This is a genomic window from Burkholderia sp. BCC1644, assembly GCF_902833225.1.
Classification (GTDB): domain Bacteria; phylum Pseudomonadota; class Gammaproteobacteria; order Burkholderiales; family Burkholderiaceae; genus Burkholderia.
Window position 1 is genome coordinate 1 of the sequence record NZ_CADFEI010000014.1, and the last position, 23513, is coordinate 23513.

At 66.5% G+C, this 23513-nt stretch carries 22 protein-coding genes and 1 pseudogene; 10 read left to right on the plus strand and 13 right to left on the minus strand.

Going from position 1 to position 23513, the window contains the following annotated elements; genetic code table 11:
• The 3 genes from HWX87_RS25465 to HWX87_RS25475 form a co-directional block, all read right to left on the minus strand.
• The coding region (locus HWX87_RS25465) for an ATP-binding cassette domain-containing protein (protein ID WP_176049857.1) at nt 1–269 on the minus strand (269 nt) is incomplete at its 3' end.
• 11 nt (nt 270–280) lie between these two features.
• A complete protein-coding gene (locus HWX87_RS25470) occupies nt 281–2035 on the minus strand; it encodes an ABC transporter permease subunit (protein WP_176049858.1) in 1755 nt (584 codons plus the stop codon).
• Between the two features lie 81 nt (nt 2036–2116).
• Nucleotides 2117–3706, minus strand: coding sequence for an inorganic phosphate transporter (locus HWX87_RS25475; protein WP_176049859.1), 1590 nt, complete (start codon nt 3704–3706; stop codon nt 2117–2119).
• A gap of 254 nt (nt 3707–3960) precedes the next feature.
• Here HWX87_RS25475 and HWX87_RS25480 point away from each other — a divergent pair, with 254 nt between their 5' ends.
• The 4 genes from HWX87_RS25480 (at nt 3961) to HWX87_RS25495 (ending at nt 7124) form a co-directional block, all read left to right on the plus strand.
• Nucleotides 3961–4905: a metallophosphoesterase gene (locus tag HWX87_RS25480; protein WP_176049860.1), complete on the plus strand. Its 945-nt coding sequence runs from the start codon at nt 3961–3963 to the stop codon at nt 4903–4905.
• 19 nt (nt 4906–4924) lie between these two features.
• Nucleotides 4925–5266 (plus strand): cupredoxin family copper-binding protein, encoded by a 342-nt coding sequence (locus HWX87_RS25485; RefSeq protein WP_176049861.1) that lies wholly within the window; start codon nt 4925–4927, stop codon nt 5264–5266.
• Between the two features lie 94 nt (nt 5267–5360).
• Entirely contained in the window at nt 5361–5822 is a 462-nt protein-coding gene (locus HWX87_RS25490; protein ID WP_176049862.1) for a cupin domain-containing protein, read from the plus strand.
• Between the two features lie 162 nt (nt 5823–5984).
• Nucleotides 5985–7124, plus strand: coding sequence for a patatin-like phospholipase family protein (locus HWX87_RS25495; protein ID WP_176049863.1), 1140 nt, complete (start codon nt 5985–5987; stop codon nt 7122–7124).
• Nucleotides 7125–7397: 273 nt separating this feature from the next.
• Here HWX87_RS25495 and HWX87_RS25500 read toward each other — a convergent pair.
• The 5 genes and pseudogenes from HWX87_RS25500 to HWX87_RS25520 form a co-directional block, all read right to left on the minus strand.
• Nucleotides 7398–8366, minus strand: a pseudogene (locus HWX87_RS25500) (D-2-hydroxyacid dehydrogenase family protein); the annotation flags it as partial.
• Nucleotides 8367–8425: 59 nt separating this feature from the next.
• A complete protein-coding gene (locus HWX87_RS25505; protein WP_176049865.1) occupies nt 8426–9634 on the minus strand; it encodes an alpha/beta fold hydrolase in 1209 nt (402 codons plus the stop codon).
• Between the two features lie 85 nt (nt 9635–9719).
• Nucleotides 9720–11084 carry an MFS transporter gene (locus HWX87_RS25510; protein WP_176049866.1) on the minus strand — a complete coding sequence of 455 codons (1365 nt, stop codon included), beginning with the start codon at nt 11082–11084 and terminating at the stop codon, nt 9720–9722.
• A gap of 22 nt (nt 11085–11106) precedes the next feature.
• Nucleotides 11107–11799, minus strand: coding sequence for an HAD family hydrolase (locus HWX87_RS25515; protein WP_176049867.1), 693 nt, complete (start codon nt 11797–11799; stop codon nt 11107–11109).
• Nucleotides 11800–11882: 83 nt separating this feature from the next.
• Nucleotides 11883–12194, minus strand: coding sequence for a winged helix-turn-helix transcriptional regulator (locus HWX87_RS25520; protein ID WP_244137757.1), 312 nt, complete (start codon nt 12192–12194; stop codon nt 11883–11885).
• Between the two features lie 243 nt (nt 12195–12437).
• Between HWX87_RS25520 and HWX87_RS25525 the strand changes: the two genes are divergently transcribed.
• A complete protein-coding gene (locus HWX87_RS25525) occupies nt 12438–12767 on the plus strand; it encodes a hypothetical protein (RefSeq protein ID WP_176049869.1) in 330 nt (109 codons plus the stop codon).
• Nucleotides 12768–12828: 61 nt separating this feature from the next.
• Here HWX87_RS25525 and HWX87_RS25530 read toward each other — a convergent pair whose 3' ends face one another.
• The 3 genes from HWX87_RS25530 to HWX87_RS25540 all read right to left on the minus strand — a co-directional run bounded on the left by HWX87_RS25530 (nt 12829) and on the right by HWX87_RS25540 (nt 17322).
• Nucleotides 12829–14334, minus strand: coding sequence for an agmatine deiminase family protein (locus HWX87_RS25530; protein WP_176049870.1), 1506 nt, complete (start codon nt 14332–14334; stop codon nt 12829–12831).
• 86 nt (nt 14335–14420) lie between these two features.
• Entirely contained in the window at nt 14421–15965 is a 1545-nt protein-coding gene (locus HWX87_RS25535) for a DUF3138 family protein (RefSeq protein ID WP_176049871.1), read from the minus strand.
• 235 nt (nt 15966–16200) lie between these two features.
• Complete coding sequence (locus HWX87_RS25540; protein ID WP_176050033.1) at nt 16201–17322, minus strand: polyamine ABC transporter substrate-binding protein; 1122 nt, start codon at nt 17320–17322, stop codon at nt 16201–16203.
• 510 nt (nt 17323–17832) lie between these two features.
• On the opposite strand from HWX87_RS25540, the gene HWX87_RS25545 reads away from it, so the two are divergent.
• Both HWX87_RS25545 and HWX87_RS25550 read left to right on the plus strand, forming a co-directional pair.
• A complete protein-coding gene (locus HWX87_RS25545) occupies nt 17833–18141 on the plus strand; it encodes a helix-turn-helix transcriptional regulator (protein ID WP_006496873.1) in 309 nt (102 codons plus the stop codon).
• A gap of 81 nt (nt 18142–18222) precedes the next feature.
• Nucleotides 18223–19284, plus strand: a complete 1062-nt coding sequence (locus HWX87_RS25550; RefSeq protein ID WP_176049872.1) for an alkene reductase — start codon at nt 18223–18225, stop codon at nt 19282–19284.
• A gap of 18 nt (nt 19285–19302) precedes the next feature.
• Here HWX87_RS25550 and HWX87_RS25555 read toward each other — a convergent pair whose 3' ends face one another.
• Nucleotides 19303–19830: a GNAT family N-acetyltransferase gene (locus HWX87_RS25555; RefSeq protein WP_176049873.1), complete on the minus strand. Its 528-nt coding sequence runs from the start codon at nt 19828–19830 to the stop codon at nt 19303–19305.
• A gap of 87 nt (nt 19831–19917) precedes the next feature.
• Between HWX87_RS25555 and HWX87_RS25560 the strand changes: the two genes are divergently transcribed.
• Together HWX87_RS25560 and HWX87_RS25565 are read left to right on the plus strand one after the other, a co-directional pair.
• The gene (locus HWX87_RS25560; RefSeq protein WP_176049874.1) at nt 19918–20529 is read left to right on the plus strand and encodes a LysE family translocator; all 612 of its coding nucleotides are present in this window, start codon (nt 19918–19920) and stop codon (nt 20527–20529) included.
• Nucleotides 20530–20583: 54 nt separating this feature from the next.
• Entirely contained in the window at nt 20584–21540 is a 957-nt protein-coding gene (locus HWX87_RS25565) for a dienelactone hydrolase family protein (RefSeq protein WP_176049875.1), read from the plus strand.
• Here the strand turns inward: HWX87_RS25565 and HWX87_RS25570 are convergent, their stop codons facing one another.
• Complete coding sequence (locus HWX87_RS25570; protein ID WP_176049876.1) at nt 21541–22461, minus strand: phosphatidylinositol-specific phospholipase C; 921 nt, start codon at nt 22459–22461, stop codon at nt 21541–21543.
• Between the two features lie 6 nt (nt 22462–22467).
• On the opposite strand from HWX87_RS25570, the gene HWX87_RS25575 reads away from it, so the two are divergent.
• Entirely contained in the window at nt 22468–23490 is a 1023-nt protein-coding gene (locus HWX87_RS25575) for a LacI family DNA-binding transcriptional regulator (RefSeq protein WP_176049877.1), read from the plus strand.
• Nucleotides 23491–23513: the final 23 nt, after the last annotated feature.

The following is a 23513-nucleotide window of genomic DNA, read 5'->3' on the forward strand; positions in this document are numbered from 1 at the left end:
AGGTAGGTCACTTCGCCGCCGGTCGGCTCGATCAGGCCGGCGATGATGCGCAGCAGCGTCGACTTGCCCGAGCCGGAACGGCCGAGCAGCCCGACGATCTCGCCTTCGCGCAGCGACAGGTTCGCATCGTCGAGCACGAGCAGCTCGCCCTGCGACTTGTTGAAGCCGCGATTCACGTGCTCCACGCGCAGGATTTCTTCGCCGAGACGCGGCGGCTGGAGCGGCTGGGACGTCTTGGCGGGTGCGTTGATAACGGTCGAATTTTGCATCGCGCTTACTCTCAATCGAGACGGAGCCGGGATTCCGCGTAGGCGTACATCGGACGCCACAGCAGACGGTTGAATAAGGTAACGAACAGGGACATCACGGCGATGCCCAGGATGATCTTCGGAAAATCGCCGGCGGCGGTCGTCTGTGCAATGTACGAGCCAAGGCCGTGCGCGACGACCTTCGTGTCGCCCCACTGCACGAACTCGGACACGATGCTCGCGTTCCATGCGCCGCCCGACGCGGTGATGGCACCCGTCACGTAGTACGGGAAGATGCCCGGCAGGATCGCCTGCCGCCACCACTGCCAGCCGCGGATGCGGAAATTCTTCGTCGCTTCCTTGTAATCGTTCGGATAGGACATCGCGCCGGCGATCACGTTGAACAGGATGTACCACTGCGTGCCGAGCACGATCAGCGGCGACAGCCAGATATCCGCGTTCAGGTGGAAGTGGACGATCACGATCACGAACACCGGAAACAGCAGGTTGGCCGGGAACGCCGCGAGGAACTGCGCGAGCGGCTGGATCTTCTCGGCCAGCTTCGGACGCAGCCCGATCAGCACGCCGAGCGGCACCCATACCACCGACGCGATCGCGATCAGCACCAGCACGCGCAGCAGCGTGATGAGCCCGAGCACGAGCACGTGCCCGACCTCGCCCATCGTCACGCCGGTCGCGACGAAACTGACGACGCGCCACGCGACGTACGCCGTCAACAGGATCACGAACGTGCCCCACACGATGTCGCCGATGCGCGACGAACGGCGTGCCGACGCGCCGCGCGAGCGCGTGCCCTTCATCGACGGCAGGCGCAGCGGAATCCGCGCGGCCTGCGACAGCAGCCAGCCGGCCGGCACGAGCAGCTGATGGATCAGGTGGGTGCGGCGCATCATGTCGAGCAGCCAGGACTGCGGCGCATCGCCCGACGCGGTGTTCTCCATCCGGAACTTGTCGGCCCATGCGACGAGCGGACGGAACAGGAACTGGTCGTACGCCAGGATCACGACCGACATCGCGACGATCACCCAGCCGACCGCGCCGAGGTTCTTGTCCGAGATCGCCTGTGCGAGATACGCGCCGATGCCCGGCAGCGTGATGGTCTGGTTGCCGACGGTGATCGCCTCCGACGCGACGACGAAGAACCAGCCGCCCGACATCGACATCATCATGTTCCAGATCAGGCCCGGCATCGAGAACGGCACCTCTAGCTTCCAGAAGCGCTGCCACGGCGTCAGGTGGAAGCCGCGCGACACTTCGCTCAGGTCGCGCGGCACCGTGCGCAGCGACTGGTAGAAGCTGAACGTCATGTTCCACGCCTGGCTCGTGAAGATCGCGAAGATCGCCGCGAGCTCGGCGCCGAGCACGCGGCCCGGAAACAGCGCGAGGAAGAACGTGACGGTGAACGAGATGTAGCCGAGCACCGGCACCGACTGCAGGATGTCGAGGATCGGGATCAGCACCATGCCCGCGCGGCGGCTTTTCGCGGCGAGCGTGCCGTAGACGAGCGTGAACGCGAGCGACGCGACCATTGCCGCGAGCATCCGCAGCGTGGTGCGCAGCGCGTATTCAGGCAGGTTCGACGGATCGAGCGAGATCTTCTGCGTCTGCAGTACGCCGATCGGCGCCATCGTTTCGTGGAAACCGACGATCGCCATCGCGAGTATGCCGATGATCAGCGGAAACGCGACGGCGTCCCAGCGATTGGGGAGCACGCGCCACGCGGACGCGTTGGCGGTGCGGTTCGGGTCGAAGAAACTGAGATCCATCGGTAGCGTCTTGTGTCGAATTGAAAGTCGATGGGTCCGGCCGCGTCCCGCGCGGCCGGGCGTCGCGCCCCCCGGCGCGAATCAGAACAGCCCGTGCAGCGCCCAGTACAACGCAGCCGACAGTGCGATCGATGCGGGCAGCGTCAGCACCCACGCGAGCACGAGGTTGCGCACGGTATCCCAGCGCAGGCCCGCGCCGCTCGCCGTCATCGTGCCGGCCACGCCCGACGCGAGCACGTGCGTGGTCGACACCGGCAGCCCGTATGCGTCGGCCATCCCGATCGTCAGCATCGCGACGGCTTCGGCCGACGCGCCCTGCCCGTACGTGAGATGCGACTTGCCGATCTTCTCGCCGACCGTCACGACGATCCGCTTCCAGCCGACCATCGTGCCGAGGCCGAGTGCAATCGCGACCGCGACCTTCACCCAGGTCGGGATGAATTTCGTCGCGCGGTCCATCTGCTTCTTGAACGCTTCGAGCGCGCTCGCGTCCTCGACCGAGAACGCCGGCGCCTTCGCCTTCTCCATCAGGCGGATCGCCTCGGACGCGACGTACATGTTGTTGCGCACGTTGTCGACGAGGTTCTGCGGCACGCTCGAGATGCCGCCGGCCTGCGCGACCTGGTCGGCGATCGTGTCGGTGAGCTTGCCGAGCGCGGGAATCGTCACGGGCGCCAGCTTGTGCGTGCGCACGTACGCTTCGACATCGGCACGCGGGTTGGCGGACTGCACGGCCGGGTCCGCGTACTTGACGAGCGTGGTCGACGCATGGCGCGCGACCGCGACGAACGTGCTCGTCTGGTCCGGCGTCACGGCCTTGTTCAGTGCATACGCGGTCGGCATCACGCCGATCAGGATCAGCATGATCAGGCCCATGCCCTTCTGACCGTCGTTCGAGCCGTGCGCGAACGACACGCCCGTGCAGGTCAGGATCAGCAGCAGGCGAATCCAGAACGGCGGCGGCTTGTTGCCCTTCGGCTCCTGGTACAGCGCCGGCACGCGCACGAGCGCCTTCAGCAACAACAGCACCAGCGCGGACAGCACGAAGCCGATCAGCGGCGAGAACAGCAGCGCCTTGCCGACGCCGAGCGCCTGGTTCCAGTCGACGCCGCTCGTGCCCGACGGGCCGCTGACGATCTGGTTCATCAGGCCGACGCCGATGATCGAGCCGACGAGCGTGTGCGAGCTCGACGACGGCAGGCCGAAATACCAGGTCGCGAGGTTCCACGTGACGGCCGCGATCAGCAGCGCGAACACCATCGCGAAGCCCGAGCCGCTGCCGACCTGCAGGATCAGCTCGACCGGCAGCAACTGCAGGATGCCGAACGCGACGGCGCCGCTCGACACGAGCACGCCGCACAGGTTCCACAGGCCCGACCAGACGACCGCGAGGTGCGGGTCGAGCGAATGCGTATAGATGACGGTCGCGACCGCGTTCGCGGTGTCGTGAAAGCCGTTCACGAATTCGAAGCCGAGCGCGATCAGCAACGCGACGATCAGCAGCAGAAACGGGAGGACCGAGCTTTCCTTGACGGGGCTGAGATCGGCACTGAGATGAACGCCGACATAGACGATGCCGCAGGCAATGATCAGAAAAAACAGCGCGAGGCTGATGGTGCGCGTGCGGTTGCTGACCGCACCGCTGGTTTCCGTTGCCGCGAGATTCGGCATGAAGGGCTCCGGAGAGGTGATTCGGAGTGGCAGGCTATCGGGCGGCCGTGACGCAAATGTGACGTGTCACTTACAAGACATTGACAGGTCATCCTTCGGGAATCGCGCATCGCCCCGCAGGCAGCACACACGGGTGTTCGACCTTGTAACGCACGGGAATAAATCCGCCGCTTCGCCGGTATGGCATGCGAAGGCGCCGGCTTATTCCAGGACGATCCGGCCGTCCGGTTTCGTCACACGATTGCGAGGCTCACATGTCTTCATCGACCCCTACCCGCCCGTCACGCCGCAAAGCCCTGCAATGCATGGCCTTCGGCGGCCTCGGCACGCTGTTTACGCTGTCGGGCGGCATCCTGACGCCGTTCGACCTCGCGCTCGCGCAGACCGGCGACGCGCGCCCGGCCGATGCGGGCAAGCCGCTGTTCGTGCAGATCAGCGACACGCACATCGGCTTCAACAAGGACGCGAATCCCGACGTATCGGCCACGCTGAAGCAGACGATCGATCTGGTCAACGGGATGCCCGCGATGCCCGCGCTGGCGATCCATACGGGCGACATCACACACCTGTCCAAGCCCGAGGAATTCGACCACGCGTCGCAGCTGCTGTCCGCGCTGCGCGTGCCGGAACTGCACACGGTGCCTGGCGAACACGACGTCACCGATGGTTCGGGCGCCGAATATTTCGGCCGGTTCGGCAAGGCGTCGGACAACCGCGGCTACTACAGCTTCGATCACGCGGGCGTGCATTTCATCGGCCTCGTCAACGTGATGCATTTCAAGCCGAACGGGCTCGGCAGCTTCGGCGACGAACAGCTCGCGTGGCTCGCGCAGGACCTGAAGGGGCGCTCGTCGAGCACGCCGATCGTGGTGTTCTCGCACATGCCGATGTGGACCATCTACGAACCGTGGGGCTGGGGCACCGGCGACGCGCCGCAGACGATGGCGCTGCTGCGCCGCTTCGGCTCGGTCACCGTGCTGAACGGGCACATCCACCAGATCGTGTCGAAAGTCGAAGGCAACGTGACGTTCCACACCGCGCGCTCCACCGCGTTCCCGCAGCCGACGGCCGGCAACGGCCCGGGCCCCGTGCCGCTCACGGTGCCGCATGACCGGCTGCCGTCGATGCTCGGCGTGACGACCGTCGAATTCGCCGGCCATCCGGTCACGTCGTCGCTGCACGATGCGACGCTGGCCTGATCGACATAAGGAGACCGACATGATCCGCTTCAAGCCATCCCGAATCGTCGCGGCGCTGATCCTGTGCGCGGCAGCCGCCGGCACGCCGCTCGCCGCATTCGCGCAGGGCCCGGACGGCACGCTCGTGACGATCCGCAATTTCATGTTTTCGCCGATGTCGACCACGATCAAGGCCGGCACGACGATCACGTGGAAGAATCTCGACGGGGAACCGCACACCGTCGTCAACGATGCCGGCATCTTTCACTCGTCGGCACTCGACCAGGGCGACACGTACTCGTTCCGCTTCGACAAGCCCGGTGTCTACAAGGTGTTCTGCGGGATTCACCCGTACATGAAGGAGACCATCACCGTCGAATGACGCGGCCCGCCGCGCAACACGCGGACGAACGGCGGGCGGCGGCCGCCTACAATGGCCACCGTCCCATTCGCCCGCGTGGCAGACGGAGCCGCCCATGCCCAGGATCGACCTCAGCACCGTGCCCGAGCGCCGCGGCAGCGGCTATCCGCGGCCGTTCGACGCGCCGTGCGCGCAGCGCGTCCGCCAGCGTCTCGGCGACGCCGGCGGGCTGCGCGATTTCGGCGTCAACCTGATGCGCGTGCCGCCGGGCGGCTGGTCGGCGCAGCGCCACTGGCATTCCGACGAGGACGAATTCGTCTATGTACTCGAAGGCGAACTCGTGATGATCGAGGACGGCGGCGAGACCGTGCTGCGCGCCGGCGACTGCGCGGCGTTTCCGAAAAACTCGGGCAACGGTCATCACCTGGTCAACCGCTCGGACGCGCTCGCCGTCTATCTCGAGGTGGGCTCGCGTTCGCCGGACGACGTGATCACCTGCGCGGACATCGACATGATGAGCCCGAGCCGCGACGGCCGGTTCCTCCACAAGGACGGCACGCCTTACCCGGATGCGTGACGCGTGACGCCCGCTGGCGACCGGCCGCATCAAAGGGTCGGAAGCATCGGCCGAAGTCGACACCGCGCGTCATTGCATGGCGGGCGACCCCGCGCCGTCGATCGCCTAAACTGAATCGAACTGTTCGGATCCGACCCACCGTCACACGCAGCGAGGCAAGCCATGACCGCGAGCCAGCCGGCACGCATGGACCTCCCCGGGCAAGTCGTGCTCGTGCTCCAGGGCGGCGGCGCACTGGGCGCGTTCCAGCTCGGCGTCTTCCAGGCGATGGACGAAGCCGGGATCCGGCCCGACTGGGTGGTCGGCACGTCGATCGGCGCGATCAACGCGGCGCTGATCGCCGGCAATCCGCCGGAACGGCGCTACGAAAAACTGTCGGCGTTCTGGCAGCGCGTGACCGAACATACCCGTTTCGACACCGCGCCGCTGCTGCCCGGCTGGGACCGGACACTGGCCGAGCTGATGATCATCGGCGGCGGCATCGCGGGATTCTTCCAGCCCAATCCGGCGTCGTGGCTCGGGCCGATGGCGCGCCTCGGCGTCGACCGCGCGTCGTATTACCGGATCGCGCCGCTGCGCGACACGCTCGCGTCGCTGATCGATCCCGACCTGCTGAACGCGGGCCATCCGCGCCTGACCGTCAGCGCGGTCAATGCGTGCACCGGCACGATGCGCTATTTCGATTCGCGCGATACGCGGCTCGGGATCGAGCACATCATGAGCTCGGGCGCGCTGCCGCCCGCGTTTCCGGCGATACGGATCGACGGCGAGCCTTTCTGGGACGGCGGTGTGTATTCGAATACGCCGGTCGAGGTCGTGCTCGACGACAACCCGCGCCGCAGCTCGATCATCTTCTCGGTGCAGATGTGGAATCCCGCGGGCCCCGAACCCGAGAGCATCTGGGAAGTGTCGGAACGGCAGAAGGACATCCAGTACGCGAGCCGCACCGACAGCCACATCGCGCGCCAGCAACAGATTCACCGGCTGCGCCACGTGATCCGCGAACTGGTCCGGCACGTGCCGGAAGCCGAACGCGCGTCGCCGGCCGTGCGCCGGCTTGCCGCGTGGGGATGCGAGACGACGATGCACCTGGTCAAGCTCGCGGCGCCGCGCCTCGCCAGCGACAACCAGTTGAAGGACATCGATTTCACGCCGGCCGGCATCGCGGCGCGCCGGCAGGCCGGCTACGACGCGGCGAAACGGGCGATCGCCGCGCGTCCGTGGGACATGCCGACAGACCCGACGGAAGGCTTGACGGTGTTCGATCCGGACGCCACGCCGGCCGCAGAAAAAACGGCATGACGCGCGGGGGCACCGCCGCGCGCCGGCCGCCCCCTACGGTCAGGCGCGCGCGGCCCGGACATGGGCGCGGCCGGCTTCGCTCACTTCGACCTCCGCCACGCCGCCCGGCGCATGGTGGCGTACCACGTAGCCGCGCGCGCACGCCTCTTCCCACACCGGCAGGCGCGGGCATGATGTGCGCCATGCGTCGATCACCTCGTCGTACGGCCGCGCGCCGGGGCCGATCCATTCGAGCAGGTCGAGGATCAGCGGCTCGATCGATGCCGCTTCACGCGCGAGCACGTCCGGATTGACCACGTGGATCGGCTGTCCGGCCGCATAGGACACGATCTGGTCGAACACATCGGAGAACTGCGTTTCGTACTCGTCTTCGGTCACGTAGCCGATATGCGGCGTGCACACGACATTGGGCAAGCGCAGCAACGGATGCTGCGGGTCGCGCAGCGGCTCCGTCTCGTACACGTCGACCGCCGCCATCCCGGGCCGGCCGGCCTGCAATGCCGCTTCGAGCGCACCCGGTGCGACGAGGCCCGCGCGGCTCGTGTTCACCAGCAGCGCGGCGGGCTTCATCCACGCCAGATCCTCGGCCGTCACGATGCCGCGCGTGGCCGGCACGAGCCGCATGTGCAGCGAAAGCACGTCGCAGGTTTCGAAGAAGGTGCGTTCGTCCGGCGCCGTATGCCAGCCGTCGTCGCGTGCGCGCTGCCGCGACGCTTCGCTCGCCCAGACCAGCACGTTCATCCCGAACGCGGCGCCGTATCGCGCGACCTCCGCACCGATCCGGCCATAGCCGTAAATGCCCAGCGTGCGCCCGCGCAACGTGCGTCCGACGCCGATCTGCCAGTTGCCGGCCTGCAACGCGCGCATCTGCTGCGGAATCTGGCGCATCGCGGCCAGCACGAGGCCCCACGTGAGTTCGGCGGCCGCATGGGAAGGCGTGCCTGCATGCTGGTTCGACGACACGATCACGCCGTGCGCGGTGCACGCCTCGATGTCGATATGCGGATAGACGCTGCGCTGGCTGATCAGCCGCAGCTTCGGCAACCGGGCGATGAGCGGCGCGCGAATCTGCGTCCGCTCGCGAATCAGCACCAGCACCTCCGTATCGCGCAGGCGTTCGGCCAGTGCGTCGACATCCTGCACGTGGTCGTTCCAGATCGTGACCGCATGCCCGTCCAGCTTGCCGAAGCTCGGCAGCGTGCGCAGCGTGTCGAAATAATCGTCGAGGATCGTGATGTTCATGGGGGCGCTCCTGGGAACGCCGTCATCCTGAACCGCAACCGCCGCACAGGGAAATGAATTTATCTTGCCGATTCATGCATTTTTCTGATCGATCGGTTTTCGTCGGGCGCGGGCAAGTCCGGCGCGGTGCCGGCCACCACCGGACACGATTGCGGCAAGGCCTGCCCGAACAGCACGGCCAGCCCGCAGGCGGACGTGAACATGCCGAGACCGTCGTGCCCGACACCCGGTACTTCGACGACCTGTTGCGCGAGATCGTCCGGGTGCCGCTTCTTCAGGTAATCGAAATACGCGAGCCCGCGCGCGAGCCGATACGGGCCCTGCGCCATCGCCGCGCACGAACGGTCGATGAAATGCGTGTACGGGTTCGTGTCGGCCTGCCCGAGCAGGTACACGACATGGCGCGCGACGTAGCGCGTTTCGAGTTCGTGCGCGTCCTGCGACGCGACATAAGGCGGCGCCGACTTCAGCCCGTATTTCCATTGCGTCGCGCGCGGGCAGGCGCCACCCGCGATCGCGTCGGCGTTCGGCCGTTCGTCGTCGAAATACAGGTAGCTCGACGGGTTCGCGACCACGTAGCGCACGGCGATGCCGGCGCGCGCGAGCGCGTCGCCTTCGCGCCCGGCCACCGCGTAGCGCTGCAGCAACTGCGCGCCGGCGGAATGGCCGATCACGACGACCGTCGACAGAGACGGATACAGGCTTCGGTCGGCGAAATGCGCGAGCAACGCGTCGAGCGCGGCAAACGAGCTGATCGGGCCCGGCTGGCGGGCCGGTTCGCCGCCCTTCCATCCTTCCTGGGTCCACGCGAGCGTCGATGCGGGCAACGAGAACGCGCGCGTATCGGCGCGTGTCAGGAACTGCGGCGCGACGACCATCGTGCCGTCGCCAGCCGCACCGGCTTTCTCGACGACCTGGCGCCCCGACGCGTAGTAGGCGTCGGCGTTGCGCAGCGTGCCGTGAATCACGATGAACACGCGCGTGACGTCGGGTGCCGCTTTGTCGACCGGATGGTCGGCATACACGGGCAACATCGCGGGCGGCATCGCGCTGCCCTGCGGCGTATCGACGGTCAAGCGCTGGTCGGCGACGGCCTTCACCGGCGCTTCGAGACGTTCGCGCTGGGTGGGCGTCGCGGCTTCGGCCCGGTGCGCGCCACCCAGGACGCAGATGGCTACCGCGAGCGGAATCGCGAGCGACAGGAAGCGGGCGACCGGCGGCACGCGTGAGCGCCGGATGCTTGCAAAGGCAACGGAAATGAGGGACATGGCGGCGGATCGAGTGGCGGATATCGCTTTAACGACGATGGTCGCAGAATCCGTCGCGCGCTGCCGGGCCGTTGCGCAATACGGCTCAGTCGGCCGGCTCGGAAACCCGCCCGGCGTCGGCTCGGGTGTCGCGCGCGTCGCCGTGCGGCGCGTTCCGGCCCCCTGCCGCCGGCGGCAAACCGCCCGCCGCCACGGCGAGTAACGGGCGCTCGGGATGCACGAACAGCCACAGCACCGCGCCGCAAGCCGCCGCGGCGCCGATCACGACCATCCCGCTGCCCCAGCTGCCGGTGACCTTGACGACGAGCGCGAGCGCCATCGGACCCGCGACGTTCGACAGCGCGCCCCACACGTTGGTCCAGCCCGACATCACGCCGGCGAACGGCCGCCCGAGATCCTGCGCGGCCGACCACACGACGACCTGCACGAACCCGACGGCCGCAAACGACAGGCACAGCAGCGCGATGACGGCGGCCATCGCCTCCGCGCGCGACGCGGCGACCAGTGCCAGCGCGCTCACGACGAATCCCGCGATCGCGACCGGCGTGCGCGCCCAGTAGATCGAGCCCGTTTTCCTCAGTAACCGGTCGCTGACGGCGCCCGCGACGAATACCGCCACGAACACGGCAACCCACGGCAGCGACGCATACACCCCCATCGCCTTCAGCGACAGTCCGCGCGCGCGCATCAGGTAGGTCGGCAGCCACGTCGTGTAGAAACTCTGGATCAGCACCAGCAGGAAATACTGGATGCCGAAGATCCAGAAGCGCCCCAACCGCAGGCAACGCACGAGCGAACCCGACCCGACTGTCTGGCCGGGCGGCTGGCCGGCCGCGATGTAGTCGGCTTCGGCCTGCGTGATGAGCGGATGCGACGCCGGCGCATCGCGGTAGCAAAACCACCAGATTGCGCCGAGCAGCAGGCCGAGCGCACCGAATCCGTAGAAGACGGCATGCCAGCCGAAATGGACGATCGTCCAGGCCGTGAGCGGCGCCGACACGATCGGGCCCAGATACAGCCCCGCGAGCAGCACCGCGTTGCCTTTCGCGCGCTCGCCGGCTGGAAACCAGCGCTTGAGCGCGACGACGCTGCTCGACCAGTCGGCCGACTGCGCGCCGCCGAGCACCAGCCGGCAACCGAACAGCCAGGCGAACGAACTGCCGAACGGCGTGACGATCATCATCAGCGACCACAGCGTGCTCGTGCCGAACAGCACGCTGCGCGACCCGAAGCGTTCGGCCGCGCGTCCGGCCGGAATCTGGCCGATCGCATAGGCCCAGAAGTAGATCGTCAGGATCATCGACATCTCGACGATCGACAGGCCGAGTTCGCCCTGGATCGTCGGTGCGGCCACGGCCATCGCCGCGCGATCGAGCGTCATCACGAAGGTCAGCGGCGCGACCAGCAACGCGACGATCTTCCAGCGGAGATGGTTGACGTGGCGCGGCATCGTGCGGCTCCCGAATCCGGTGTCAGGCGTCGCGCGGGCCGGACGCCAGGCCCGACTCGCGCTGCATCTGCTGCACGATCGCGGCCAGTTCGCCGATATGCGTGGGGACCGCCTGCTTGCCCGCGCGCGCCCAGGCGTCGAACGACGTCACGCCGGTCACCGCGCCGACGAACCGCACGCCGGCGCGCTCGGCGGCCTGCGCATCCACCGCATGGTCGCCTACGTAGATCGCCGCGCGGGCCGGCAGATCGAGCCGCGAGAGTGCCTGCACGAGCCCCTCGGGATCCGGCTTGTGACGCTGCACGTCTTCCCCGCCGATCAACACGTCGACCAGCGTCTGCAAACCGTTGCGTTCGAGAATCGCCTCGATCCGGTAGCGAAACTTGGACGACACGATCGCGACCGCGAGCCCCTGCTCACGCAACTGCGCGAGCAGCGGCGGCACCTCGGGATAGATGCGCGTACCGGGCACCATGATCTCGTCGGCACGTGCCACGAAGTGCCGCGCGAACGCGTCGGCGCGCGCCGGTTCGGTTTCGCCCGTCAACGAGCGGAACATCTGCGGCAGCGTCAGCCCGATCACGGCACCGATCTGCGCCGGCGTCGCGCTTGCCGCGCCAAGCTGATGCAACGCGTATTCCGTGCATTCGATGATCGCCGCGGACGAATCCGCCAGCGTCAGATCGAAGTCGAAGATGACGGCGCGAACAGACATGAAAGGACTCCGCAAACAAAAAATGGATCACGCTCGACGCGTGACCCGGAACGAGGGCGCGACGCGCACCCGGGCGCGAACGATCAGCGCGCCCGGCCAGATTGCTCGCGATCGGCCGCGTCCAAGCCGTCCGGGTCGCGCTTCGCCCACTGTCTTGCCCACCCCAGCAACGGCTGCAGCGCCGCTTCGAGCCGCCGGCCTTCGGCGGTCATGCAATAACCGCCCTCCCCGTGCTCGACGAGGCCCGACGCCTTGAGCTCGGCCAGCCGCGTGTTGAGCAGGCGCGCGTTCGTTTCGCAGGCTTCCTGCAATGCGCGGAACGTGAGCGGCGAGCCGCGCAGTTCCCACAGAATGCGCAGCGCGGTGCGGCGCCCAAGCAGATCCAGCACGACCATGATGGGCCGCCCTGTCGTCGATCCGCGAACGCGTTGTCCGATTCTTGGTGTCGTCATGCTTTACTTTTTAAAGCAATCGACAGGCAGAGTCAACGGCGCGAATCGAGCGTCGCCTCTGCTTTACTTTTTAAAGCAGGGTGCCTACGCTACCACGCAGGCGCCTGAAGCGCAGGCGGCACGACTACCGTCCTGAGCGACGGCGCGAGCGCTTCGTTTCCGCAATTTTCCTACGGAGGATTGACCGTGATTACCGAAATCGTTTTCTTCAAGCTACAACCCGACGTCGATGTCGCCACGCTGAGGATGCGCTATGAAAGCACCGCGGCGAAGTGGGCGCAGAACCCGGATCTGCTGCACAAGTGGTACTTTTACGACGCGGCCACGCACGAAGGCGGCGACGTGTACGTGTGGCGCACGCGAGAAGCCGCGGCACGCTGGCACGGCGACGAATACAAGACGATGGTCGAGCGGGTGTACGGCCACCCGCCCGTGATACGCGTGCTCGATACGCTCGCGCACGTCGATGCGACGCAAGGGCGGTACGAGATCGTGGGGAGCGCGCTGACTGGTTGAAGCGATCTGCCGCCCGGGACGGCCAGTGACGGGCGGCTTTGCGCTTGTGCCGGGCGCCCGTCTACGCGGGAACTTCGCGCGTCGCGCAATGCACGCCGCCGCCCCCTGACGCAATGCCCAGAATATCGACCTGAACGATATCCCGCGAACCCGCATACGGCTGGATCGCCGTCAGCGCAGCGGAGTCGGCCGATGCATCGTTGAATTTCGGCATGATGATCGCGCCGTTGCATTTGTAGAAGTTGATGTAGCCGGCCGCGAAATTCGTCATCTGGCGCGTGGTCAACGTCACGCCGTTCGAGGTCCCGTAGTTTGCCGGCGTCGTCAGCTCGATCAATTGCAACGTTCGCCCGCTGGCGTCAGTCTGATTGTTCAGGCGCTGCCAGTTGGCTTCGCTCAGCGCCCGTTCCCCCATCGAATTCGACGCGTCATAACAGTACGCGACGACGCCCGGAGCAAGGAACTTTGCGTAGAAATCGACATGCCCGTTCGTGATGTCGGTCTCGTTTGCCGGCGTGGCGGCGCCGCCTTGCCCACCGGCTCCGCAGCCCTGCGGAAAGATCGCCGTTCCGGGAATCCAGATGATCTTCTGCACGCCGAGCGTGCGCTGCAGTTCCGCGAGCACCGTGTCCCTGGCCGTCGGCAGCAGTGTCGCGTTAGCGACGACGCCACCCGGAATATTGAACAACTGCGGATTGCGGTTGACGTGCAGCACGGCGGATTCGGTCAGGATCGCTGTTGCTTCCCCGTCGAATTCGATCGCCCCGCCTTCCAGCGTCAACGTACTCTGTATCAAAGTCGCGTTGTTTGCCTGCGCCATCCATCTCGCCAGCGTACGATCGTTGACGAACGGCTGGAAGAATTTGCCAGCCTTGGACTTGTTGCTGCTCGCGGCAACGGCAGGCGGCACCGTCATTCCCGCATTGAGGTTCAAGCCGTCGGTGTTCGCATTGCCCCAGCCATTGAAGTTGAAGTTCACCGCGCACAATGCGTTGCCGTTGGCCGTATCCTTCACGAAGACACAGCCGGTGTCGCGCGTCCACAGATCGTCGAAACCATCGGCCAGCGCAACCAGGTTGACGCCGCCCACGCCGGCGCCGCGCGCCAGGTAGTTCGCGTGGATCGCCGGGTTCGCGCCACTGGCCGTCGCCAGCAACGCCTGCGCGGCGCTCAGGTCGACCGGCAACACCAGCATGTTGACCGGCTCGTAGGTGCCGATCGCCTTCGCGACGTCCATCAGATCGGCGCGAACGCGGTCGATACCCGCATCCGTGCTCTGCGCGGCGAGCGGCGTCCAGATGCCTTCCGAACCCGACGCGAATGCCATGTACGTCGCCGAGTGCGGCGCATCCTCGCCCGGCAACAGATACGCCGCCGGATTGGCCGCCTGGCGCCTGGACGAGCGAAGTGCCGCGGGATTCGCCGACGCATCATCGCCGCCGCATCCCGCCAACGCGCCCACCCACGACGCGCCGAGCAGCACCGCCGATCCCTTGATAAAGCCGCGACGCGTGAGCGGCGACTCGCCGGTTGCCGCACACGACAGTTTGGTGCCCTTGTTTTTCATGGCATCTCCATTAGCAATGAACCTACTGGATGGGTCCGGCCGACGGCGAATCGCCGGCGGCCGGCACGACAGCGCTTTGTCCGGCGCTAGAACGAGTAGATGAACTGGGTCGCGAGCAAGTCGTTGCTCTTGCTGTACGAGCCGTCGTTTCGCAGGAACACCTTGTTATTGGCCCAGTCGTGTCGATACTCGACCTTCACCGTGATCTGGGCGGTCGGGAAAAACAGCAGATCGAGTGCGACGTCCTGACGATTCGAACCCTTGCACTGAAGGCCCATGCCACCGCTTGCCTGCGAATTGGCGAAACAGTCCGCGCCGATACCGAAGCCGTTGTACGGGTCGCGCCCCTGCCCGTTCAGCGCGACACCGCCGCCACCGCCGCCGTTCTTGCTGTCGGCGAGGAAGTCGTAGCGAAGCGTCGCGCCCATCCTGCCGACGCCCGGCAAGCTGAACTTCCGGTGTGCGAGCAGCGAAATGCCATACCATTGCGCCTGGCCGCCGTTGAACGCGGCATTCTGCTGCTGGCCGTAGTCGATTTCTGCGTTGTACTGAACGTCGGCGAGCTGATAAGTCAGATCGGCTTCCGAGAAGAAAAATGCGCCGAATCCACTGGGCGCCTGGCCGCCGATGCCATAGTTCACGGTACCGGTCGCGGGGTTGACCGCACTCGGCAACGTCTGCCGGCCGATGTTGAACGACGCGCCGATATCGAGCGCACTGGACCACGCGTAATCTGCGCGTGCGGTAAAAGTCGGCACCTTGTTGCTGGTCGTGACCGGATCGCCCAGCGCGTTGGTCCCCGTCTGCGTGATGGCGCCATTGGTCCGGTACTGTTCATTGCCGAGCAGGAACTTCCAGGTCCAGCTGCCCTTCGTATAGTTCGCACCGAGGCCGACATAGCCGCCGGGATCGGAAAAGTCGTACAGCAGGTTGTGGGTCAGCGTGAGCATCTGATTCGACTGCTGCACTTCGTAGCCGCCGAAGCTGGGCATCAGGCCCGCGACGAACGTCGTCGTGCCGGTGAGCGGCACACTGACGACCGCCGTATTCAGGATGTTGTTGCCGATCTGACCATGTTCGTTCTGCATCAGCGTGATGCCGTTGCCTCGGTTGGGCATCAGCGTGATTTCGGCCGATGGCGCCATCGGCCCGACACCGAAGGTCTTCTTGATGTCCAGGTACAGATCGCCGAACGTGCTGTTGAAGTAGCCGCCGGTACTTTCGTGATTGGCGAACAGGAACGACGAACCGCCTTGCGCGCGGTTGTACACATAGGTCGGATCGATGTAGCCCGTCACCGAGAGGCCCGCGATCGGGCCGGTGTTCGCCGCGTCCTCGAGCGTGTTCACCTTCAGCTGCTGGACGGCAAGCTGTTGCTTCATGGCCGTGACGTCGTCGTTGGTGAGTGCCGCCTGCGCCTTGCCATAGGCAGGCGACGACGGATCGAGCGGTGCGGGTGCAGGCTCGACGCCTGCCGGTCTCGCCGACGCGTGCGCCCGCAATCCCGCCACCTCTTTCTGCAATACGTCGAGTTGCGCCTGCAACGCCCGGATCTGGTCAGACAGGGTGTCCGCCGCCGCGACACCGGGCAGGCAGCCCGCCACCAGCAAACCGATCAGCTTTCTTCTCATACGAAGTCTCCATGTTTTTTTATTGCGGTTAACGCCGCTTTGGCCGGGCTGTCGAAGCAGCGGGTTCCGCTGGCGCGCACACGAACGCGCCCGTACGAGGCGCGCGAGGCGGCTCACAGGTGGCGCGGTGTTCGAGGAATGCGCCCGCTCGCTACCGGCGCAGGCAGCCCGGCGTGACTGCGGTTTCAGTGCGCACGGCAATCGGCGCTTGCCGCAGCCGCGCTATTCGATGCCGTCAGCGTCCGGCCTTCAGCTGCGCCCAGAGGCGGTTCTCGAGACGGACGATTTCGATCGGCAACGGCTTCATCAGCGTCATCCTGCGCAGCACGTCGTCGGGCGGATACACGCTCAGGTCCCGCGACACGACGGGGTTGACGAGCGGTCGAGCGGCGCGGTTCGCGGTCGGATAGAACACTTCATTGGTGATCGCCGCATTGACCTTCGGGTCTTCGATATAGTCGATCCACTTCATGGCTGCTTCGGGATGGGGCGCATCCTTCGGAATCGCCATCATGTCGAACCACATCAGGCCGCCCTCCTTGACGTTCGAGAAACGGATTTCGTAGGACCGCTTCGCATCTGCCGCGCGCCGCCGCGCAATACCCACGTCGCCCGACCAGCCGATCGCGACGCAGACATCGTTGTTGGCGAGGTCGTTGATGTAGCCGGACGAGTTGAACTGGGTGATGTACGGGCGCACCTTCTTCAGCAAATCGAAGGCTGCCTGATAGTCCGCGGGATTCGCGCTGTTCGGATCCTTGTGCAGGTACTGCAACGCGCTCGCGAACGCATCGGCGGCCTGATCCAGGAACGACACGCCGCACTGCTTCAGCTTCGACACGTTTTCCACGTCGTACACCAGCGCCCAGCTGTCGACCGGCGCGTTGTCGCCGAGTGCTTTCTTCACTTCCCGGACGTTGTAGCCGATCCCGTCCGTGCCGAACGCCCAGGGCACGCCGTACTGCGCGCCGGGGTCGACATCCGCGATCATTTTCATCAGGAGCGGGTCGAGATGCCTCAGGTTCGGAATTTTCGACTTGTCGAGCTTCTGAAGCATGCCGGCCTGAATCTGCCTCGCCATGTACAACGACGACGGCACCACGATGTCATAACCCGAACTCCCGGCCAGCAGCTTGGCCTGAAGCGTGTCGTCGCTGTCGTAGTTGTCGTACCGCACGTGAATGCCGGACTCCTTCTCGAAGTTCGGGATCGTGTCCTTGGCGATGTAGTCGGACCAGTTGTAGACGTTGAGCTCGGGAGCGGCCGCGAGCGCCGGCAGCGAACAGCATGGAAGAAGTCCTGCAATTGCAACGAGCGCAACACCCGCGACCTGCTGGCGAAGATGACAGAAGCGCATTGCGGTTTTCCTTGAAGGTAATGGATCGGCGTGAGGATCGACGGCAAATTGAAAGAAGCCGGTGCGCTCCGGCGTACAGGCTCCGGCGATGCTTTCTCTTGCATCGCAATTCGATGACAATTTGCTTTCTAGTCCTATATAATCGGACGATATGAACGGCGACGGGATTGAATGGAACCCGTTGCCCATCAGGTGCCGCTGTACTCGCCTGGCCGACGAGTGAGCCATTGTGGGTAGAACAATGTCTGGTGAAAATTGATGTTTTTTGGTTGATTCGATCAATTTTCCTCATGTCTCGCGGGCGTTCGGCAGGCGCCCCCGACCGGCCGGCGCGCAATCCGGGGCCGATACGCATACCTCCCTCACGCATCCCGACAAGCGCGTCCGGCCATGCTGCCGGCACCTATCAACCCCATTGACAGCAGTGCCTTCCCACATATCGTCGATTTACGATATAAGATTCGCCCATCGACGATACCCGTTTGCCCGACCGAAACGCCACACCCATCCATGCCGACCGAACTCGACATCGACGCCATCCTGAAAGCGCTCTCGAACCCCGTGCGCCGGGAGATCCTCGTCTGGCTGAAAACGCCCGGCGAGCATTTCCCGCAACAGACGCTGCCGTACGAACACGGCGTCTGCGCGGGCCAGATCGATGCGCGCTGCGGGCTGTCGCAGTCGACCGTCTCCGCGCACCTCGCCACGCTGCAACGCGCGGGGCTCGTGACGTCGACAAGGATCGGCCAGTGGGCGTTTTTCCAGCGCAACGAGGCCGTCATCGACGCATTTCACGACGCCCTGCGCCGCGAACTCTAGCCAACGGCCTAACCGGCCATGCGGTGCGCCGCCGCACATGACGCGACGGTGCTCCCGCCTTTCGTGAAGAGGTTTTCTGCCATGCCTACGCTGTTCGATCCCGTTACCCTCGGCGACCTGACCCTGCCGAACCGCATCGTGATGGCGCCGCTCACCCGCTCCCGTGCGGGCGCGGCGCGCGTGCCGAACGCACTGATGGCGCGCTATTACACCGAGCGCGCATCGGCCGGCCTGATCATTACCGAAGCAACGTCGGTCACGCCGCAGGGCGTCGGCTATGCGGACACGCCGGGCATCTGGTCCGACGAGCAGGTCGAAGGATGGAAGCAGGTGACGCAGGCCGTGCACGCGGCCGGCGGCCGCATCGTGCTGCAGCTCTGGCACGTGGGCCGGATCTCCGATCCGGTGTTCCTGGACGGCGACCTGCCGGTCGCGCCGAGCGCGATCGCCGCAGGCGGCCACGTGAGCCTCGTGCGCCCGCAGCGCCCGTACGTGACGCCGCGCGCACTCGAACTCGACGAAATCCCGGGCATCGTCGCCGCCTACCGCAAGGGTGCCGAGAACGCGAAGGCGGCCGGCTTCGACGGCGTCGAGATCCACGGCGCGAACGGCTACCTGCTCGACCAGTTCCTGCAGGACAGCACCAACCGCCGCACCGATGCGTACGGCGGCCCGATCGAGAACCGCGCACGCCTGCTGCTCGAAGTGGTCGACGCAGCGATCGACGTGTGGGGCGCCGGCCGTGTCGGCGTGCACCTCGCGCCGCGCGGCGACGCGCACACGATGGGTGATTCCGATCCGGCAGCGACGTTCGGTTATGTCGCGCGCGAACTCGGCCGCCGCAAGATCGCGTTCATCTTCACGCGCGAGTCGTATTCGGGCGACCACCTGAGCCCGCGGCTGAAGGAAGCGTTCGGCGGCCCGCTGATCGCAAACGAGCAGTTCACGCTCGACACCGCGCAGGCCGCGCTCGCAAGCGGCAACGCCGACGCGATCGCGTGGGGCAAGCTGTTCATCGCGAACCCGGACCTGCCGCGCCGCCTCGAACTCGGTGCACCGCTCAACAAGCCGGTGCCGGAGACGTTCTATGCGGAAGGCGAAACGGGTTACACCGATTACCCGGCGCTGAGCGACGCGGCCTGACGGCCGGGCAGCACGTGTTCAGGCGCGCACGTCCGCGCGCATGAACACGCGCCGTGTTTCGTCGAGACCGAGCGCGACGTGGTGCGCGCGGATCGCGCGCAGCGTATCGTCGAGCGATGCGTCGTCGACGACGCTGAAACCGAGGCGCGCGTAGTACGGCGCATTCCACGGCGCATCGCGGAACGTCGACAGCACGACCTGCTCGACGTGTTCCTGCGCCGCGCGCGCCATCACCTGCTCGATCAGGCGCGCGCCGATCCGCTGTCCGGCATGCGACGGCGCGACATCCAGTTCCTCCAGATACAACCGCTGCGCATCGAGCAGCCGGTAGAACGCAAACCCGACGCACGCGCCCTGCGGATCGACCGCGACATACGCGCGGCCATCGTTGATGCGCATGAGCACGGCGGCCGCATCGGTCGGCTCGCCGTCGGCGATGTCGGTCATGCCGATCTCGCGAAACCGCTGCGCGGCGGCGACTTCCACGGCGGCCATCGCGGCCGCGTCTTCCCGCGTGGCGGGGCGAATCAGGATCGATGCAGTCATGACGGCAATTCAGGCAGGCAGTCTGGAACGGCCGTCACTATAATCGAAACTTCATACGTTTCTAACGCCCCACTCACGAGGCTCGCCATGACGCTGTCCGCCCTCGCCGTCTTCGCCTTCGCGCTGCTCGTCACGGCCGGCACGCCCGGGCCCAGCATCGCCGCGCTCGTCGCACGCGTGCTGACGAACGGCGTGCGCGACGTGCTGCCGTTCCTCGCGGCGATGTGGCTCGGCGAAGCGCTGTGGCTCACGCTCGCGGTCGCGGGGCTGTCCGCGTTTGCGCGCACGTTCGCGACGGGCCTGGTCGTGCTGAAGCTGCTCGGCGTCGCGTACCTGCTGTTTCTTGCATGGAAGATGTGGACCGCGCCGACCGACACGGGTGCGGACGACCTGCCGCGCGGCCAGTCGCCGTGGCGCATGTTCGTCGCCGGCATGCTCGTGACGCTCGGCAATCCGAAGATCATGGTGTTCTATCTCGCACTGCTGCCGACCATCGTCGACCTCACGCATGTCGGTGTCGCTGCGTGGGCCGAGCTGGTCGGTACGATGCTCGCCGTGTTGATCCTGGCCGACTGCTTCTGGTCATTGCTCGCGTCGCGCGCACGCGCGTTCCTGACGTCGGCGCGCGCGAAACGGATGGCGAATCGCACAAGCGCAATCGCGATGGCCGGTGCGGCAGTGGCGATCGCGACGCGGTAAGCGCCCCGTTCCGGCGCACATCGCGCGCCCGCTCCCCTTGCCTCAGGACTGCACATGAAAACCTGGCTGCCGGCGCTCCTCCTCTGCCTGTCCGCCACGCTCGCACACGCGGCCGGCATCAAGCTCGTCCGGATTCCGGCCGACGCCGGCGGCCCCGAACTGAAGGCGGTCGTGTGGACACCCTGCGCAGACGCTGCCCAGACGCTCACGATCGGCCCCTACGAATTGAAAGGGAAACGAGACTGCCCGACCGTCGGCGACAAGCTGCCGCTCGTCGTGATCTCGCACGGCCACGGCGGCACGTTCCTCGACCACCACGATCTTCCGGAAACGCTCGCCGACGCGGGCTATGTGGTCGCGGCCATCAACCATCCCGGCGACACGGCGCTCGACATGAGCCATGCGGCCGACATTCACGAGTTCGTCGAACGCCCCGTCGACATCAAGCGCCTGATCGACTACATGCTCGTCAACTCGGCCGAGGCCGCTCGAATCGACCCCGCCCGGATCGGCTTCTTCGGATTCTCGCGCGGCGGTTACACCGGACTGGTGCTGGCCGGCGGCAATCCCGATTACGTGCATGCGCCGGTCGCGTGCACGGACCCGACCTTGCTCATCTGCCAGCAGATTCGCGACCGCGACCTCGTCCTGCCACCCCTGACACACGACCCGCGAATCAAGGCCTACGTGCTGGCCGATCCGCTCGACGAATTTCCGACCGCCGACTCGGTAAAGCATGTCCACGCGCCGATCCAGCTCTGGGCATCGGAGGATGGCGGCGACGGCGTCGAGCCGGCCACCATCCCCGCGCTGGCCGGCCTGTTGCCTCAGCGGCCGGAATTCCACGTCGTTCGGGATGCCGCGCATTTCGCGTTCGTCGCGCCGTGTTCCGACGCATTGAAAAAAATATCGCCGCGCGTGTGCGTCGACGCGGGCGAATTCGATCGCGCCGCCTTTCACCGGACACTCGACGCCCGCGCGCTCGCGTTCTTCAACGCGAATCTGCGCTGACTAGCAGCGAAACGCCTTGCGCCAGACGCCCTGCTCCGGCGCATGGTCGTTGCACGCGATCAGCGCGCGCACCAGCGCCCAGTCGTCGTCATCGCAGAAATCGAGCAGCATCGCGCCATACGAGCCGCGCTGCTCGCGCAACCGTTCGGCCAGTCGCGCATGAATGCCCTGCACCCGTCCGTCGCCGTGCGCGACGACGGACGGATTCGCGCCCATCCCCGTCCCGCTGCAGAAGCTGATCGCCCAGCGGCCGCTGTCGGGCAACGGCAGGTGCGTCAGCAGCGCATCGATCGCGCGCCACTTCCACGCGATCGATCCCGCCACCGGCACGCGATATTCGTCCTGGATCACGAACGCGCCGTCGGGATGATCGATCGTGAACGTCGCGTTGTCGGGCCACGCAGTCAGGTCGATGCCGAGCGGCCGGCCGCTGCGAAAGCGCCGCAGCAGCACGATCGCGCCGCGCACGTCGCCGAGCGCAGGCAGCGTGCCGCCGGCGTGCCAGCGCAGCCGCGGATGCCGCGCGCGATGCGCGTCGAACGTCGCGTCGAAACCGCGCGTGCATGCCTGCGCGGGCCACTCGTCCTTCACCGACATCACGATGCATTCGCGCGGATGCGCGTCGAGAAAGCGCGTACAGGTTGCCAGCACGTCGTCGAACGTCATCCCGAGCGCGATACCGCCGTGATGGATGTCGAATGCATCGCGCACGTGCCGGCAGCGGATGTCGAGCAGCCGCACGCCATGCGCGAGCTGCGCGTCGAGCGGCGCGCGCTGCGTGCGCACGAGCAAATCGTCGACCGTATACGCACAGGTGTCATGGCTGCCCGGTAGGGTCAGCGTATGCAGCAGCCGCGCATCGTCGAGCGCCGACATCCAGTCGGTGAGCGGCATGCACGTTTCGTGGCTCGAAGGGATCATGAATCGATGAATGACAAGGAAAGAAAACCGTGGGTCACGGCGTCGGATGTCGCGGCGCGGGCCGGTGTCTCGCGCTCCGCGGTGTCGCGCGCATTTTCGCCGACGGCAAGCATCGCACCGCAGACGCGCGAACGCGTGATGGTCGCCGCGCGTGCGCTCGGCTACCAGGTCAACCTGATCGCGCGCGACATGATCACGCAGCGCAGCAGCATGATCGGCGTCGTGACGGCCGGGTTCGAGAACCCGTTCCGCGCACGGTTGCTGTCGGACCTGATGGCCACGCTCGGGCAGCGTGCGCTCACGCCGCTCGTGACCAACGCGGAAGATCCGCGCCAGGTCCGGCAATCGCTCGAGCAACTGCTCAGCTACCGGATCGCGGGGCTCGTGATGACGTCCGCGTCGCCGCCGCTGTCGGTCGCGCAGCAGTATCTCGAACACCGGATTCCGGTCGTGATGATCAATCGCGAGGCGAACCTGCCGGGCGCCGATGTCGTCGTCAGCGACAACGCGGCGGGCGCCGTCCATGCGGCGCAGCGGCTCGTGCGGGCCGGCGCGCGCCGGCTCGCGTTCGTCGGGCCGCGCGGCGCGAGCTACAGCGCGCGGTCGCGCGCCGCGGCATTCGAACACGCGATCGGGCAAGGCGATGCATTCGACGCGACGCTCGCGCACGTGATCGACACACCGTCCGACACCCATGCCAGCGGGATCGACGCGGCGCGGCGACTGTTCGCAGCGAGCGAACGGCCTGATGGCGTGTTCTGCTCGTCCGACCTGCTCGCGCTCGGCGTGATCGATGTCGCGCGCGGCGAATTCGGGTTGCGCGTGCCGGACGACCTGTGCGTGATCGGCTTCGACGACATCCCGGCCGCCGAGTACGACGCGTATCGGCTGACGACGCTGCGGCAGGACACGCGCGGCCTCGCGCACGCGGCGATCGACCTGCTCGCCGACCGCATGCAGACCTTCGACGGCCCGTCGCGCACGCGCGTCGTGCCGGTCACGCAGGTGGTACGGGACAGCTGCGTGTGACGAAGTGAAATCGGGCGCGGCGC